The 16,616-nt window shown below is 57.4% G+C and carries 16 protein-coding genes and 1 riboswitch; of the genes, 15 read left to right on the top strand and 1 reads right to left on the bottom strand.

Translation table 11 applies throughout. From position 1 onward, the window contains the following. The first annotated feature begins 67 nt into the window (after positions 1–67). The 10 genes from miaB to cmk all read left to right on the top strand — a co-directional run bounded on the left by miaB (position 68) and on the right by cmk (position 10,555). Complete coding sequence (miaB, locus tag D1823_RS10125) at positions 68–1,387, top strand: tRNA (N6-isopentenyl adenosine(37)-C2)-methylthiotransferase MiaB (RefSeq protein WP_117869797.1); 1,320 nt, start codon at positions 68–70, stop codon at positions 1,385–1,387. 209 nt (positions 1,388–1,596) lie between these two features. Beyond that, complete coding sequence (locus tag D1823_RS10120; protein WP_254683831.1) at positions 1,597–2,325, top strand: outer membrane protein; 729 nt, start codon at positions 1,597–1,599, stop codon at positions 2,323–2,325. 136 nt (positions 2,326–2,461) lie between these two features. Then, entirely contained in the window at positions 2,462–3,484 is a 1,023-nt protein-coding gene (locus D1823_RS10115; protein ID WP_117869795.1) for a PhoH family protein, read from the top strand. A 36-nt stretch (positions 3,485–3,520) separates the two neighbouring features. After that, the gene (gene ybeY / locus D1823_RS10110) at positions 3,521–4,015 is read left to right on the top strand and encodes an rRNA maturation RNase YbeY (protein ID WP_117872832.1); all 495 of its coding nucleotides are present in this window, start codon (positions 3,521–3,523) and stop codon (positions 4,013–4,015) included. A 36-nt stretch (positions 4,016–4,051) separates the two neighbouring features. After that, the gene (locus tag D1823_RS10105) at positions 4,052–4,939 is read left to right on the top strand and encodes a hemolysin family protein (RefSeq protein WP_117869794.1); all 888 of its coding nucleotides are present in this window, start codon (positions 4,052–4,054) and stop codon (positions 4,937–4,939) included. Further along, a complete protein-coding gene (lnt, locus tag D1823_RS10100) occupies positions 4,936–6,441 on the top strand; it encodes an apolipoprotein N-acyltransferase (protein WP_117869793.1) in 1,506 nt (501 codons plus the stop codon). The genes D1823_RS10105 and lnt overlap by 4 nt, the downstream gene beginning before the upstream one ends. Before the next feature lie 41 nt (positions 6,442–6,482). Then, positions 6,483–6,532: riboswitch (SAM-SAH riboswitch) on the top strand. A 5-nt stretch (positions 6,533–6,537) separates the two neighbouring features. Beyond that, positions 6,538–7,719 (top strand): methionine adenosyltransferase, encoded by a 1,182-nt coding sequence (gene metK / locus D1823_RS10095; RefSeq protein ID WP_117869792.1) that lies wholly within the window; start codon positions 6,538–6,540, stop codon positions 7,717–7,719. A gap of 96 nt (positions 7,720–7,815) precedes the next feature. Further along, on the top strand, positions 7,816–8,526 hold the full coding sequence (trmB, locus tag D1823_RS10090) for a tRNA (guanosine(46)-N7)-methyltransferase TrmB (RefSeq protein ID WP_205511814.1): 711 nt from the start codon (positions 7,816–7,818) through the stop codon (positions 8,524–8,526). Positions 8,527–8,594: 68 nt separating this feature from the next. Beyond that, entirely contained in the window at positions 8,595–9,941 is a 1,347-nt protein-coding gene (gene aroA / locus D1823_RS10085; protein WP_117869790.1) for a 3-phosphoshikimate 1-carboxyvinyltransferase, read from the top strand. Further along, positions 9,938–10,555 (top strand): (d)CMP kinase, encoded by a 618-nt coding sequence (cmk, locus tag D1823_RS10080; protein WP_117869789.1) that lies wholly within the window; start codon positions 9,938–9,940, stop codon positions 10,553–10,555. The genes aroA and cmk overlap by 4 nt, the downstream gene beginning before the upstream one ends. A 24-nt stretch (positions 10,556–10,579) precedes the next feature. On the opposite strand, the gene D1823_RS10075 is transcribed toward cmk, so the two are convergent. Further along, positions 10,580–11,056 (bottom strand): YHS domain-containing (seleno)protein, encoded by a 477-nt coding sequence (locus tag D1823_RS10075; protein WP_117869788.1) that lies wholly within the window; start codon positions 11,054–11,056, stop codon positions 10,580–10,582. Positions 11,057–11,273: 217 nt separating this feature from the next. Between D1823_RS10075 and D1823_RS10070 the strand changes: the two genes are divergently transcribed. The 5 genes from D1823_RS10070 (at position 11,274) to ihfB (ending at position 16,612) form a co-directional block, all read left to right on the top strand. After that, positions 11,274–11,810: a hypothetical protein gene (locus tag D1823_RS10070; protein WP_117869787.1), complete on the top strand. Its 537-nt coding sequence runs from the start codon at positions 11,274–11,276 to the stop codon at positions 11,808–11,810. Between the two features lie 208 nt (positions 11,811–12,018). Then, positions 12,019–13,704 (top strand): tryptophan halogenase family protein, encoded by a 1,686-nt coding sequence (locus D1823_RS10065; protein WP_117869786.1) that lies wholly within the window; start codon positions 12,019–12,021, stop codon positions 13,702–13,704. A 125-nt stretch (positions 13,705–13,829) separates the two neighbouring features. Further along, complete coding sequence (locus D1823_RS10060; protein WP_371415271.1) at positions 13,830–14,132, top strand: DUF6525 family protein; 303 nt, start codon at positions 13,830–13,832, stop codon at positions 14,130–14,132. Positions 14,133–14,380: 248 nt separating this feature from the next. Next, the gene (gene rpsA, locus D1823_RS10050) at positions 14,381–16,057 is read left to right on the top strand and encodes a 30S ribosomal protein S1 (protein ID WP_117869783.1); all 1,677 of its coding nucleotides are present in this window, start codon (positions 14,381–14,383) and stop codon (positions 16,055–16,057) included. A gap of 270 nt (positions 16,058–16,327) precedes the next feature. Continuing rightward, positions 16,328–16,612: an integration host factor subunit beta gene (gene ihfB, locus D1823_RS10045; protein ID WP_117869782.1), complete on the top strand. Its 285-nt coding sequence runs from the start codon at positions 16,328–16,330 to the stop codon at positions 16,610–16,612. Positions 16,613–16,616 lie beyond the last annotated feature (4 nt).

Raw genomic sequence — 16,616 nt, 5'->3', positions numbered from 1 at the left:
CCCGCATTGCAAGCGGCGTTCTAAGCGTATAGACGACGCCGATCCAGCGAATGCAAAGGCCCGTCCCATGTCCGAACCGAAGAAGCTGTTTATCAAGACTTATGGCTGTCAGATGAATGTCTATGACAGCGAACGCATGTCCGAGGCGCTGGGCGGGCAGGGCTATGTCGAAACCAAGACGCCTGATGATGCCGATATGATCCTGCTGAACACCTGTCACATCCGCGAAAAAGCGGCTGAGAAAGTGTATTCGGAACTCGGTCGCTTCAAGGGGCTGAAGGTCGAAAAGCCTGACCTGAAAATCGGTGTGGCGGGATGTGTTGCGCAGGCCGAAGGTGAAGAGATCATGCGCCGCCAGCCGCTGGTTGATCTGGTCGTTGGTCCGCAAAGCTATCATCGTCTGCCCGAGATGGAGGCCAAGACCCGAGCGGGCGAAAAGGCGCTGGACACTGACTTCCCCGAGGAAGACAAGTTCGAAAAGCTGAAAAACCGTCCCAAGGCCAAACGCGGCCCGACGGCGTTTCTGACGGTTCAGGAAGGCTGCGACAAGTTCTGCGCCTTCTGCGTCGTGCCTTATACCCGTGGTGCTGAAGTCAGCCGTCCGGCGGATCGCATCATCCGTGAAGCCCACGATTTGGTCGAACGCGGTGTGCGCGAGATCACCTTATTGGGGCAGAACGTCAACGCCTATCATGGGGCCGGGGTGAATGGTGACATGACCCTGGCGGGTTTGATCTGGGAACTGAACAAGGTCGACGGACTGGAGCGAATCCGTTTTACCACGTCGCACCCAAATGACATGGCGGATGACCTGATCGAGGCGCATGGCACCTGTGACAAGCTGATGCCGTATCTGCACCTGCCGGTTCAGTCGGGCTCGGACCGTATTCTCAAGCGGATGAATCGCAGTCACACGGCAGAGAGCTATCTGCGCCTGATCGAGCGCATTCGTGCAGCGCGCCCGGATATCGTGATGTCAGGGGATTTCATCGTCGGCTTCCCCGAGGAAGCCGAAGAGGATTTTCAGGCAACGATGGATTTGGTTGAAGAGGTCAAATACGGCTACGCCTATTCATTCAAATACTCCACACGCCCGGGAACACCTGCGGCCGAGCGGGCTCAGGTTGATCCGGCTGCGGCGGATGAACGGTTACAGCGCCTTCAGGCCCTTATCACGCGACACCAAAGGGAAATTCAGGACGGTATGGTTGGCCGTACAGTCCGCGTCTTGTTTGAAAAACCGGGCCGCCTGCCTGGTCAAATGGTCGGAAAATCCGAGTATCTTCATTCGGTTCACGTAAAAGGCCCCGAGATTGCCGTTGGTGATCTGAAAGAGGTCCGGATCACCGAGTCGGGCGCCAACTCTTTGGCCGGTGAATTGCTCTGAGTCGGTGAGATTCCGCCGTTCAAGCACCATAGTTGGTGTTTGTTTCCAAAATTTACCCTTGATTTATTGCTTGGAACTATGCTCCGAGAGGAGCCATGTTTTTTCGGGCGCCAGTTTTTGCGTCTAAAAAACGATTATGCACCGATCCGGAGATCGGAGTGATGGAGGTACGAGTGTCAATCTTGAAGAGCTTCAGGGCCTTGAGCCTGGTGAAAACCTTGCCCGTGGCTTCCGCGGTCACTCTACTTGCCAGCGCGACGATCGCCGGGGATTTGAAGGGCAAAACAGGCGATCCAGTTGTAATTAGCCCCAAGAAATTCAGCAGTGACGTCAGTGCATTTTACCTGGGGGTTTCCGGCGGCTATGGCTCGGGCGGGGATGATCGATTTGGACTGAGAACACCCGCCGGGCTGTTTGATATTGGCGACCTGAACGTATCCGGAGCCTATGGTGGCTTTCGCGGTGGTTGGCGCGGTGTTTTGCCCTCCAGGGGTGGCCGTGATTTTGTCTACGGTTTTGAAGTCGGATATGATTTCGGATCCTTGGACGATAGTGTCAGGGCCCAGATCGGCAGTTCGAACGTTCAGGGTGAGGCAGAGATATCTGACGTTTTGTCCCTCAGATATCGAAGCGGCCTGACAAGCCGAAACGGTCGGGTTCTCTACTTTTTCAGTGTCGGTTATCTGTGGGGCGATGTTGAAACGACCAACAGCATCACATCGGGAACTTCGGTCCAGAGCTTTTCGGCGTCGGACAGGCGGGGCGGATACACCGCAAGCATCGGTGCCGAACACAAGCTGACCGACAATTGGTCAGTCACCGGCGAATACGAATACGTCCAGTTCAAATCCGAAGACATTCAATTCGGTTCCGGCTTTTCCACAAAGTCGACACCGAAATACGGCGGTTTGAGATTCGGGTTGAACTATACTTTCTGATGCGCGTCTGACTGGCATTTTCCTTTTATGTGATCGGCGCTTTTGTCATCTGTGGGTTTATTTTTGAAACTGTGGCTTGCGCCCACCGAGATTTGTTGTCTACGCTCGGGGTGAACTGCCAAGACAGGAGAACGGATTGGCCATCGGTGCCCTGACCCCACCGCAAGATGAAATGCCCCAACGCGAGGCGTTTGTAGAGTTTCCCGACAACCGATTGTTGATTGACCTGTGTGGCGAATTCGACCGCAATCTGACCGACATCGAAAGCAAGCTTTCCGTCCAGATCGTACGCCGCGGCAATCAGCTTGTCGTGATGGGCGATGAAGACGCTCAGAAGCAGGCTATTGAGGTGCTGCAATCCCTTTACACGCGGCTGGAAGGCGGGCGCGAGGTTGAGGCCGCGGACGTGGACCGGGAACTGCGGATGGGTGTTTCGGAACAGGGGACCGGCAGCCGCGACGGCGACCAGCTTGAAATGTTCAAGGGCGGTTCAGTCGAGATCAAGACCCGCAAGAAACTGGTCGAACCGCGTACGGACGCCCAGAAGGCTTATGTGCAGTCACTGTTTCAAAACGAGCTTGCCTTCGGCATCGGGCCAGCTGGCACGGGTAAAACCTATCTTGCCGTCGCTGTTGGTGTGTCGATGTTTATTGGCGGACATGTGGATCGAATCATCCTGAGCCGTCCCGCCGTCGAGGCGGGTGAGAAACTGGGCTATCTACCGGGTGACATGAAGGACAAGGTCGATCCCTACATGCAGCCGCTTTACGATGCGCTGAATGATTTCCTGCCCGGCAAGCAGCTGGCCAAGCTGATCGAGGAAAAACGAATCGAAATAGCACCGCTGGCGTTCATGCGTGGACGCACGTTGGCCAATGCTTTTGTGGTGTTGGACGAAGCACAGAACGCCACGACCATGCAGATGAAGATGTTCCTGACTCGTCTGGGCGAGGGCAGCCGCATGGTAATCACCGGCGACAGGTCTCAGGTGGATTTGCCACGCGGCGTTCAGTCTGGGCTCCAGGATGCGGAAAGACTGTTGAAAACGATTCCCAATATCAGTTTCAACTATTTCACGTCGAAGGATGTGGTGCGTCACCCGCTTGTGGCCGCGATCATCGAGGCGTATGAGGCTGATGCGGGCCGCGAAACCAGTTGAGTGCAAGGCTCATTCACAGGGCTGTTGTACGATAAAATGAATTTGGAACTCACTGTCGAAGACGACCGGTGGCAGGGGCTTGAGTCTTTGTCGCGGCAGGCGATCTCTGCGGTTCTGTCCTATGCGGAACTGGACCCGGGGTGTTGCGAGGTCAGCGTTCTGGGTTGCGATGACGCGCGCATTTCGGAACTGAATGCCGAGTTTCGCGGCAAACCAACCGAAACCAACGTTCTGAGCTGGCCGGCTGAAGATTTGTCCCCGGACCAAGCCGGACAAGTGCCCCAACCGCCCGAGCCGGATTTCACCGGTGAAATCCCTCTGGGTGATATTGCAATTTCCTTCGACACATGTGCACGAGAGGCCGATGAGGCAGGCAAGGACTTTGACGATCACGTCGTTCATCTGCTTGTCCACGGAACGTTGCATTTGCTGGGATATGATCACATTCGTGACCCCGATGCCGCTCTGATGGAAGGGATTGAGGTCGAGATACTTGGCAAGTTAGGTATAGATGACCCATATAAGGTATGAAGTGGGTCAGGTGACCCGATTAGTTGGAACAAGGTAATGGGCGAAACAGACGGCAGTTCTAGGGCGGCGCAAAGCGCGCAATCTCCGGACAGCAGCAATAATACTCAAGAGAAAAGCGGGTTTATTTCCCGAATTTTCGATGCGTTCTCGGGTCAAGAGAGTCAACAAAACCCGGTGGTAAACGGGCAGAGTGCAGCGGTGGCTCAGCCCCGTGGGATGATGAACCTGCGCCGGATGCGCGTCGAAGACGTGGCCATTCCCACGGCTGAGATCATCGCGGTCCCTTCTACCATCACCAAGGATGAACTGGCAGATGTGTTACGGGACAGTGGATTGTCCAGAATCCCGGTCTATGAAGGAACACTGGATACGCCGCTGGGCTTTGTTCACCTCAAGGATTTCGCACTGACCCATGGTTTCAATGGCGGTGCGGACAAGTTTGACCTGAAATCTATGTTGCGCACGCTTCTGTTCGTGCCGCCTTCGATGCCAATTGGTGTCCTGCTGACCAAGATGCAGACCGAACGTCGCCATATGGCGTTGGTGATTGATGAGTATGGCGGCGTGGATGGGCTGCTGACAATCGAAGACCTGATAGAACAGGTCGTAGGTGAGATCGCGGACGAACATGATGCAGCCGAAGATCAGCTCTGGGTGCAGGAAAAGCCGGGCTGCTACCTGGTGCAGGCTCGTGTGCCGCTTGAGGACTTCGAGGCTGAGATCGGCCGGTCCCTGACCAGCCATGAGGACGTGGATGAAGAAGACATCGATACGCTGGGCGGGCTTGTTTTCATGCTGTCCGGGCGTGTTCCGGCGCGCGGCGAGGTCGTGATCCATCCTGAAGGCCCGGAATTCGAAGTGGTTGACGCCGACCCGCGGCGCATCAAACGGTTGCGCGTCATGCTACCGGACGTTGCTGCATGACGCCTGTCCGGGGCTGGCCGTTATCGTTTAGATTGTTCGCCTCCGCCGCTCTGGGCGCGATCGGTGCTTTTGGTCAAGCACCGCATGGGCATTGGGGCGCTGCGGTTCTTGCGCTGATTTTGATCGTTCCGGTTTTCCTTGCCAGTGAAACCCGCGCTCGCGCGGGCTGGGTCGGCTGGTATTTCGCCACCGGCTATTTTGCGCATGCACTCAGCTGGATCATCGAGCCTTTTCAGGTGGACGCAGAGCGCCATGCCTGGATGGCACCGTTTGCGCTGGTGTTTATGGCCGGCGGGCTTGCCTTGTTCTGGGCTGTCGCGTTTCGACTATCACGACATTTCGGCGCAACGGCCATGGGACAAAGCATTTTTCTGGTTGTGACGCTGTCTCTGGCCGAACTGGCTCGGGGTTACGTACTGACCGGGTTCCCATGGGCCGGTGTGGCGCAAATCTGGGTGGATACACCTATGGCGCAGTTGCTGTCTCTGGTGGGGCCGTATGGCCTAAATGCGCTGACATATGCCGTGGCGTTTCCAATAGGGGCAGCATTGGTTCAAGAAAGACGCTTGCAGGCGCTGGCCCGGCCACTGAGTTTTGCAGCTGTGATGGTAGTCCTGACGATGGGCTATGCGTCGATACGGCCAAGGGTTCAGGACGGCCCGCACACAGTTCGTATTGTTCAGCCCAACGCGCCGCAGCACCAAAAGTGGGACCCGGCGTATGCGCCATTGTTCTTCGCCCGTCAGATTGAGTATTCCGCCGCTTTGCCCAGACCGGACCTGATCGTCTGGCCCGAGACCGCAGTTCCGGCCTGGCTGGGCAGCGCACAACCGTATTTGGCCTCCATCACGGATGCAGCTCAGGGGACGGCTGTGGTTTTGGGGATCCAGCGCGGAGACGGTCCGAGGATCTTTAACTCGATGGTCTATCTGGATGAAGCCGGGCGGCAGAGCGGTCTATATGACAAACACCATTTGGCCCCGTTTGGAGAATATGTACCTCTTGGCGATTTGATGGGCCGTTTTGGGATTTATGGGCTGGCGGCCACAGCGGGGCATGGATTCAGCGCGGGGCCAGGGCCCGATCTCTTAGATTTTGGCAAAATGGGAAAGGCGTTGCCTCTGATCTGTTACGAAGCCGTGTTCCCGCAGGGTGTAAACGGGGCGCCGGGTCGGGCAGACTTTCTGTTGCAGATCACCAACGACGCATGGTTCGGAACTCGTTCGGGACCGTTTCAACACTTGGCACAAGCCCGGATGAGGGCGATTGAGCAGGGTCTGCCAATGATCCGCTCGGCCAATACCGGAATATCGGCGATGATTGACCCGCTGGGTCAGGTCACGGCCTCATTGGCTTTAGGCAAGGCGGGATACGTGGATGCGATCCTGCCGCAGCCACAACAGCCAACAGTTTATTCCCGCATCGGGGACAGCCCTGTTCTTGCGGCGCTATTGTTTCTTGCTGCGCTGGTGTGGTTCAGCATCCGTCGCCTGAGCAAATAATTAGAGATTGACCCCATCTTGAAGCGCGCGTATGCGTCTGTGACCTGTCACAACGGCTTCCTGGCGTGACGGAGAAACCCCTAATGGAGCGCATTTATGTCCCGACAGAACTATACATTTACTTCGGAATCCGTTTCCGAAGGGCATCCTGACAAGGTCTGCGACCGTATCTCGGATGCTGTCCTTGATGCATTTCTAAACGAAGAACCAGAAGCCCGTGTGGCCTGCGAAACCTTTGCAACAACCAACCGGGTTGTGATTGGCGGTGAAGTAGGCCTGACTGATCAAGACAAGCTGCACGATTACATGGGGCGCATCGAACAGATCGCTCGTGATTGTGTGAAAGACATCGGTTACGAGCAGGACAAGTTTCACCACGAAACTGTCGAGGTAACCAACCTGCTGCATGAACAATCCGCCCATATCGCTCAGGGCGTTGATGCTGCGGACAACAAGGACGAGGGTGCCGGCGACCAGGGCATCATGTTTGGTTATGCCACGACTGAAACTCCGGAGCTGATGCCTGCACCGATCCAGTATTCGCACGCTATCCTGCGGCGTCTCGCGGAAGTACGCAAGAACGGCACCGAACCCGCTTTGGGCCCCGATGCAAAGTCGCAGCTGTCAGTCGTTTATCGCGACGGCAAGCCGGTCGGCGTTAGCTCGATCGTTCTGTCTACGCAGCACCTGGATGAAGCGTTGTCTTCGGATGATATCCGCGCCATCGTCGAGCCCTATATCCGTGAAACCCTGCCTGACGGCTGGCTGTCGGCTGAAACCGAATGGCACGTCAACCCGACCGGCAAATTCGTTATCGGCGGACCGGATGGTGACGCGGGCCTGACCGGGCGCAAGATCATCGTGGACACCTATGGCGGCGCGGCCCCGCATGGCGGCGGCGCGTTCTCGGGCAAAGACCCGACCAAGGTTGACCGTTCGGCAGCATACGCAGCACGCTATCTGGCCAAAAACGTCGTGGCGGCTGGCATGGCCGAACGCTGCACGATTCAGCTGAGCTATGCGATTGGCGTGTCCAAGCCGCTGTCGATCTATGCCGACACGCATGGTACCGGCCAATTGGCGGATGCGGCAATCGAGAAAGCCGTGGGTGAGGTCATGGATCTGACGCCGCGAGGCATTCGCCAGCATCTTCAGCTGAATAAGCCGATCTACCAACGTACAGCGGCTTATGGCCACTTTGGTCGCCAGCCGAGTGAAGACGGTGGTTTCAGCTGGGAGCGCACCGATCTGGTCGATGCGTTGAAGTCCGCGGTCTGATCTGAACAACACAAAGCGCGCCTTTCAGGGCGCGCTTTTACCTTGTGCGTACCGCGCCCCTTGCAACGTTCTCTGGCGCGCAGTATGGCGACGGCCATGAGCACCGAGACTCCACAACGCCCGCGCAGAAATTTCTATGGCCGCTTCAAGGGCAAGACCCTGAAGCCCAGCCAAAAGACCTATCTGAACGAAGATCTGGCTGCTTTGTCGCCCGGCGCGGTGGACTGGGACACCAACCCTGAGCGCAGGCCGCTGGACTTGAACAAGTTGTTCGGCGGTAAGCCGGTGTGGCTGGAAATCGGCTTTGGCGGCGGCGAACATCTGATTCATCAGGCGCAAAGCAACCCCGACATCGGCATCATCGGGGCGGAGCCCTATATCAACGGCGTTGCCATGCTGCTGGGCAAAATCCGACAGGCCGGGGTTGAGAACCTTGCCGTGCATCCCGGCGATGCCCGCGACCTATTCGACGTGCTGCCAGAGGCCAGTATATCGCGCGCCTTTCTTCTGTATCCCGATCCGTGGCCCAAAACCCGGCATCATCGTCGCCGTTTCGTGACACCGGAACATCTTGAGCCGTTGGCGAAGGTATTGAAACCCGGATCGATCTTCCGGGTCGCTACGGACATCCCCGACTATGTGCGGCAGACACTGGAGGAAGTCCCCCGCGCCGGGTTCGAGTGGTTGGCCGAACGCCCCGCAGATTGGCGCGAGCCGTGGGAGGACTGGATTTCCACGCGCTACGAGCAGAAGGCCTTGCGCGAAGGTCGCACGCCCCATTACCTGACCTTCCGCCGCAAAGACTGATTGCCGCTGGACCAACCGGTGCCAATTCGCTAATCGGCTTGAGCACTGATAGCGCAAAAGGAGCCCCCATGTCCGGACACGGAACGCCCATCCCGATGACCTCGCATCCCTGCGGCCCGCTGACCGGCACGGCAGAGGTGCCCGGAGACAAGTCGATTTCGCACCGGTCGCTGATCCTCGGCGCGATGGCGGTGGGCGAGACCAGGATCTCGGGTTTGCTCGAAGGTGAGGACGTGTTGGACACCGCAAAGGCAATGCGGGCCTTCGGGGCTGAAGTCACAGATCATGGTGGCGGCGAATGGACCGTGCACGGCGTGGGTGTCGGCGGGTTTGCCGAACCGAATCAGGTGATTGACTGCGGCAATTCCGGCACCGGGGTGCGGCTGATCATGGGTGCCATGGCGACCTCGCCGATTGCGGCGACGTTTACCGGGGATGCCAGCCTGAACAAGCGTCCCATGGCGCGGGTGACAGATCCGCTTGAGTTGTTTGGTGCGCAGGCCGTGGGCCGCTCGGGTGGGCGTTTGCCCATGACGATCGTCGGTGCGGCGGACCCGACTCCGGTTCGGTACGAAGTTCCGGTACCCTCAGCTCAGGTGAAATCCGCCGTCCTGCTGGCGGGGCTGAATGCCCCCGGTAAAACCGTGGTTATCGAGAAAGAGGCGACCCGCGATCATTCCGAGCGGATGTTGTCCGGGTTCGGTGCCGAAGTTACGGTGGAAGACACTGATGAAGGCCGGGTCATCACTTTGACTGGGCGCCCCGAATTGAAGCCGCAAGTCATCGCCGTTCCCCGTGACCCGTCCAGCGCGGCCTTCCCGGTTTGTGCGGCGCTGATTACGCCTGGCTCCGATGTGCTGGTGCCCGGCATCGGCCTGAACCCCACACGGGCAGGCCTATTCACGACGCTGCGCGAGATGGGCGCGGATCTGACCTATGAAAACGAGCGCGAAGAGGGCGGCGAGCCGGTTGCCGATCTGCGCGCGAAATACTCGCCAAACATGAAGGGCATTGATGTACCGCCAGAACGCGCGGCCTCGATGATCGACGAATATCCGGTTTTGTCCGTGGTTGCCGCAAACGCCACGGGTACGACGATGATGGGCGGAGTGAAGGAACTCCGGGTGAAAGAAAGCGACCGCATCGATGCCATGGCGCGCGGTCTGCGAGCCAACGGCGTCACGGTCAACGAGGGTGACGACTGGTGGTCGGTCGAAGGGTTGGGTATCGGCAAGGTTTCGGGCGGCGGAACGTGCGAAAGCTTCCTGGATCACCGCATTGCCATGTCGTTCATGGTGATGGGCATGGGCGCGCAGAACCCGGTAAGCGTGGATGATGGTGGCCCGATCGCGACATCCTTCCCGATTTTTGAGCCGTTGATGGCGTCGCTTGGGGCAAAGGTAGAGCGCAGTTGAGCTTCACTGTCGCCATTGACGGACCTGCGGCTGCGGGCAAGGGCACGATCTCCAAGGCCGTGGCGGCGCATTTCGGGTTTTCCCATCTGGACACTGGCTTGCTGTATCGGGCCGTCGGACGGCGTACCCTCGAAGGGGTTGGCGCGCTTGAAGCCGTGCAGTCCCTGACGGCTGAAGAGCTTGAGCAGGGTGATTTGCGCACGGCTGAAATCGCGCAGGCCGCATCCAAAGTGGCGGTGATTCCCGAGGTTCGCGCCGCCTTGGTGGATTTTCAGCGCGCCTTTGCCCGAAGGTCAGGTGGGGCCGTCTTGGATGGGCGCGACATCGGGACGGTGATTTGTCCCAATGCCGAGGTGAAGCTGTTTGTAACGGCCAGCCCAGAAGTGCGAGCCGAACGCCGGTTTTTGGAGCTTAGTGCAAAAGGTGCTGACGTGACGCGCGAGCGGGTTCTGGCGGATGTCAAAGAGCGGGATGCGCGGGACGCAGAGCGCAGCGCTGCGCCGATGAAGCCAGCTGAGGATGCGGTGCAACTGGATACAACAGATCTCAGCATCGAGGCTGCATTGGCCAAAGCGCTTGAAATCATCAGCGCAAAACTGCCCGCGACGCGCTGACGTCGCAGGCAGAGGGGGCAGAACTTACAGCTCGCCTACGGCGATGCTCTTGATATTTGCCCACTGTTCGTCCGCCGTTTTTGCGGTGGCGGGAACGTCCTTCAGGAAGGCCGCGCGGGTTTCGGCGTTCAGGAACAAGTACAGTTTTCCATCTGCTACCAGGTACTGATCCGGGTCTCCGTCGAACTTCTTGCTGACCGATACGCCGAACGAGCAGAACCCACCATGCTGCGGCAGGTAGGCCGCCGGGTTCGCCTCGAACGCCTCGAGGTTGACGGCGGTGGTGAAGTAATAGGATGCACCTTCATAGGTCGCCGAGTGGGTGGCGAAGCCTTCGACCGGATTGCCATCATTGACCAATGCAACCAGATCGACCCCATGTGCGGCAAGCGGGGCACCTGCGGCCGAGGTGCCGTTTGACACGTTGATTTCGTCAGCGGCAAAGGCCGGGGTGGACAGGGCGATGGCGGCTGCCAGGGCGGTGAAGACGATAGTTTTCATTACACGTTTCCTTTCGGTTCTGGGTTCGGGTCGACTGGATCGTCGACCGACAAAACATAGATAGGGGATGAAAGTTGGACGTATAATCGCAGATAAGCCATCAAATATTGCAGATCGTACAAGTATCTGAATGATAGGAGGCTGCGTTCACTAAGCTTTGTTTGGTCAGTGCGGGTTTTTGAGCATATGCTGAAAGAATGCCCGCAGGAGTGTCATCATGATCCGATTAGCCCTCATTCTTGTCTTCACTGCCGGAAGCCTTGCCGCGCAAGAGACAGTGCAAAGCCCACCCGTGGCCGAACCGCCGATGACCTACGAACGCCTGGGCAACATTCTTTTTGCGCTTGACCCTGAAGCTGAGCCGAGTGGTCCCGGGTTCCAATTGGCGGTCGCAGGCGTACAGGTTTTGGTCATCACCGACGTCAATGCGGATCGGATGCGGGCCATGGTCCCGATCCGCAGCGCCGAGGCCCTGTCGGAGGAAGATTTGATCCGAATGATGCAGGCCAATTTCGACAGCACGCTGGATGCCCGTTACGCAATCGCCAATGGCACCTTGTGGGCTGCATTTATCCACCCGTTGTCCTTGCTGGAAAAAGACCAATTCATCTCGGGACTGGCCCAGACTGTGAACATCGCCAAGACGTATGGCACCCTGTATTCCGGTGGTGCAGCAGAGTTCGGAGGCGGCGACAGCACTGATCTGCAACGCGCTCTGATTGAAGAACTGCTGAAGAAAGGCGAGGAAATCTGACCTGCACCGTGAATACGTGTTTGGCGTGACACCAACCGATTGGCAGGCGTTGCAAGACCACGCGTTCATGCCGGTTCGTCATAGACCCTAGATGGATGCAGGAAAGCTGCTATAGTTTCTCCCCAGCGAAAAGGGAAAGCTGCGATACAACCCGGTAAAAAACAGGGACGCAGCTAAAAATTTCCCAAGCCAACAGGGACAAAACTACATGAGCAATCGTTTGAACAAAATCACCATCGTGGGTGGCGGTACGGCTGGATGGATGACCGCACTGATCCTGGACATGGTGCTTTCACGTACGTCAGGGCCCACGGATCGACCGAAAATCTGCCTGATCGAAAGCCCGAATATCTCCACCGTAGGGGTGGGTGAGGCTACTGTTCCACGCATGCCTGTCACGCTGCGCCAGGCGGGCATTTCGGAACGGAGTTTCTTTCGCGAGACCAACGCATCCTTCAAGCTGGGTGTGAAATTCTGCAATTGGAACAACGACGCCAAGGGCAATCGCATCGATTACATGAACCCCTTTGCCCACGGCCAGATGCTGGAGGGGCTGGAGGCCGCCGAATTTTTCCTGCGCTTCGGCAACGGAGACCGGGATTTTACACAGTCCATCTCGCCGCATGATGATCTGGCCCGCCTGTGCAAAGGTGCGCGTCAGTTGGGTCAGCCGGAATTCGAGCAACGGTTTGGGTATGCCTATCACCTGGATGCCGTAAAGTTTGCCGGCATGCTGACCAGGGTCTGCACGAAGCGCGGAGTGGAGCATATCCAGGATGAGGTGCAAACGGTTGAACTGGATGAACAGGGCAATGTCAGTCATCTCACGCTGGAGGCAAAAGGCCGCCATGACGTTGAGATGGTCGTGGATTGCACCGGGTTTCGGGGGCTGATCATCAACAAGGCTCTCGGTGAGCCATTTTTGGACTACTCCGACTATCTGCCCAATGATCGAGCCATGGCGTTGCAGATCGAGCATCCGGATCCCGACAAGATCGAAAGCGCCACAAGATCCACCGCTTTGGGCGCAGGTTGGACATGGCGGGTGCCGCTCTATAACCGTGTGGGCACAGGTTATGTGTATTCGTCTGCGCATCGTACGGATGACCAGGCGGCGGACGAATACCTTGAATGGCTGGGTGACAGTGGCAAAGGACTGACACCGCGGGTAATCCCGATGCGCGTTGGTCGCGTGCGCAACGCCTGGGTCAAGAATTGCGTGGCGATAGGTCTGTCCGGCGGGTTTATTGAGCCGCTGGAAAGCACCGCAATCCATATGATTGACCATGCGATACGCTGGTTCGCCGAGCATTTGCCTACCCGAGACATCGAGCCTTCGCTGAGGGACAGATACAATCGGCAGATGGACAAGCTGTATAACGAGGTTCTGGAGTTCATCTGTTTGCACTATCGATTGGGCAACCGTACCGATGACCAATACTGGATCGACGCGCGCACCGAGATGAAGGTACCGGATCGGTTGGCTGAAAATCTTGAGTTGTGGCAGTATCGCCTGCCGATGGATCACGATATCGAGTTCGCCACACTGTTTGACAGCCGCGTTTATCAAACCGTTCTATTGGGCAAACAGGTTTATGATACAGGCTATGGTTCAGGCATCCGCGACCGTCTTCGGCCATTGAAGAAACCTCTTTGGTTCCAGGGTATGAAGAACGCGAAAGTGGATCTGGCGAAGATCATCAAGTCGATGCCGGATCACAAAACACTGTTACGCGATATCCGGGGGGAACTTGAGCAACCTGCCTTTGGAATGGCGGCGGCAATGAAACCGACAGTGGCGATGCCGGGCGCGGCACCTGCTCCGGTTGTTGTCGAAAACATGCCGAACTTTGCTGAAATCCAAAGCGGTAAGAAGGATCTGCAACTGTTCTGAAGGCTCTCTGCCCGTTGCGCAGGGAGTATTATTAGGAAAGGCGGGGCGCAAAGGTCCCGTCTTTTTTGCTTCCGACCCGCTTATCGTAGTGTAATGTAATCACATATATCTCATGAAGGGCGAATGTGGTGCGACAACAGAAGAAACAAGGGCAAACAAGGGGTCGGAACTTGCAGAGCAACCTCAAACGCCGGAGACGACAGGCGGCACCAATGCAGGTTTACGATTCTTTGCCGTCAGGTTTGCGGCAGTGGTTGGCCACGGCAAGCTTGCCGTGGAGCCCCGTTTCGGCGCAGAAGATCTGGAACCGGGCTGGAGGTGCGCGCAACCCTTCCGCAGCGCTGATGAGACTGGACGCAATCGAACAGGCGATGCTGCGGCGCGATGCCGGGGTTTGGACCTTCAAAACCTGCAACGAGCCCAGGTAAAGACCTTCCAAACCTTGAAAACATGGGTTTTGCCCTTGCACATATCGGGGAATCCGCTTATACGCGCGCTGTCGATACAAGGGCGGTCAACGTCCGGAAGACGTTTCTGAGCAGGGCCGGGTTACCTCGGCCCTTTGTGTTTGTTTGCTCAGGGGCGTACCGGGTCACGTCCGAAGACATTATGAATCAAGACCGGCGGAGACAACCGCTCGGCCAGTAAAAACGTATGTAAAGGAAAACACTGCCAGATGGCTGATACAACCATGGAGGAATTCGAAGCCCTCCTGAACGAAAGCTTCGAAATGGACACGCCCGAAGAGGGTTCTGTTGTCAAAGGCAAGGTACTGGCGATCGAAGCCGGCCAGGCCATCATCGACGTTGGCTACAAAATGGAAGGCCGCGTTGATCTGAAAGAATTCGCAAATCCTGGCGAAGCCCCTGAAATCGCTGTTGGTGATGAGGTAGAAGTCTACCTGCGCGCCGCAGAAAACGCCCGTGGCGAAGCCGTCATCTCACGCGAGATGGCCCGCCGTGAAGAGGCATGGGACCGTCTGGAAAAAGCATATGCCGACGACCAGCGCGTCGAAGGTGCAATCTTTGGTCGTGTCAAAGGTGGCTTCACCGTCGATCTGGGTGGCGCAGTTGCGTTCCTGCCCGGTTCGCAGGTTGATGTTCGCCCCGTGCGCGACGCTGGCCCGCTGATGGGTCTGAAGCAGCCGTTCCAGATCCTGAAAATGGACCGCCGCCGTGGCAACATCGTTGTTTCGCGTCGTGCTATCCTGGAAGAATCGCGTGCTGAACAGCGTGCCGAAGTCATTGGCAACCTGACCGAAGGTCAGACCGTCGAGGGTGTCGTCAAGAACATCACCGAATACGGTGCATTCGTTGACCTGGGCGGCGTTGACGGACTGCTGCACGTCACCGACATGGCATGGCGCCGTGTGAACCACCCATCCGAGATCCTGACGATCGGCGAAACCATCAAGGTTCAGGTCATCAAGATCAACAAAGAGACCCATCGCATCAGCCTGGGAATGAAGCAGCTGCAGGAAGATCCATGGGATCTGGTTGCTGCCAAGTACCCGCTGGGCTCGGTCCACCAGGGTCGCGTCACCAACATCACCGACTACGGCGCGTTCGTCGAGCTGGAAGCCGGTGTCGAAGGTCTGGTGCACGTATCCGAGATGTCCTGGACCAAGAAAAACGTCCACCCCGGCAAGATCGTTTCGACCAGCCAGGAAGTCGACGTCATGGTTCTGGAAATCGACGGCGCCAAGCGTCGCGTGTCTCTGGGCCTGAAGCAGACTCAGCGCAACCCATGGGAAGTGTTTGCAGAAACACACCCCGAGGGCACCGAGGTCGAAGGCGAAGTCAAGAACATCACCGAATTCGGTCTGTTCATTGGCCTCGAAGGCGACATCGACGGCATGGTTCACCTGTCGGACCTGTCCTGGGACGAGCGCGGCGAGGATGCCATCCAGAACTACCGTAAAGGCGACGTCGTTCAGGCGGTTGTCTCGGAAGTTGACGTTGAAAAAGAGCGTATCTCGCTGTCGATCAAAGCCCTGGGCGGCGACAAGTTCGCCGAAGCCGTGGGCGGCGTGAAGCGTGGTTCGATCGTGACAGTCGAAGTGACCGCAATCGAGGACGGCGGCATCGAGGTGGAATACGAAGGCATGAAATCCTTCATCCGCCGTTCGGACCTGTCGCGTGACCGTGCCGAACAGCGCCCCGAGCGTTTCTCGGTCGGTGACAAGGTCGACGTTCGCGTCACCAATGTCGACAGCAAGACCCGCCGTCTGGGCCTGTCGATCAAGGCACGCGAGATCGCCGAAGAGAAAGAGGCCGTGCAACAGTATGGTTCCTCCGACTCGGGTGCATCGCTGGGCGATATCCTGGGTGCAGCGCTGAAGTCTGGCGACTAAGCCAAGGCCGCATCCCGAGTAAGGTTTTCGGCCTCGCATGACAGTGCGGGGCCGTTTTTGTTGCGAATCAATGTGTTCCGAACCGCGGGGTTAATGAGGGGATTGTTCGCGCAATAAGTGTGGAAATTGGCCTGACAAGCAAAATTTCGCGTGAGAATATGGCAAAATAAAGCCTCAATACGCAGAGTATCCGTTCCCCCTTTCCGGGTTTTTTCCTATACTGTCAAAACAGTAGACCTGTCACACCGGCTGCCTGGGAGGGTATCACGCATGATCCGTTCAGAATTGATTCAGAAAATCGCTGACGAAAACCCACATCTCTTTCAGCGTGATGTCGAGCGGATCGTGAACACTGTATTCGAGGAAGTCACAGACGCCATGGCGCGCGGTGACCGTGTCGAGTTGCGGGGATTCGGTGCGTTTTCCGTAAAAAAACGCGACGCGCGAGTTGGACGCAACCCACGCACGGGTGAAACGGTGCAGGTCGAAGAAAAATGTGTGCCGTTTTTCAAAACTGGCAAGTTGCTCAGGGATCGATTGAACGGTAAAGCCTGACACT

It is taken from the genome of Ruegeria sp. AD91A (assembly GCF_003443535.1).
GTDB lineage: Bacteria > Pseudomonadota > Alphaproteobacteria > Rhodobacterales > Rhodobacteraceae > Ruegeria.
This window is presented reverse-complemented; position numbering and strand designations above follow the sequence as displayed.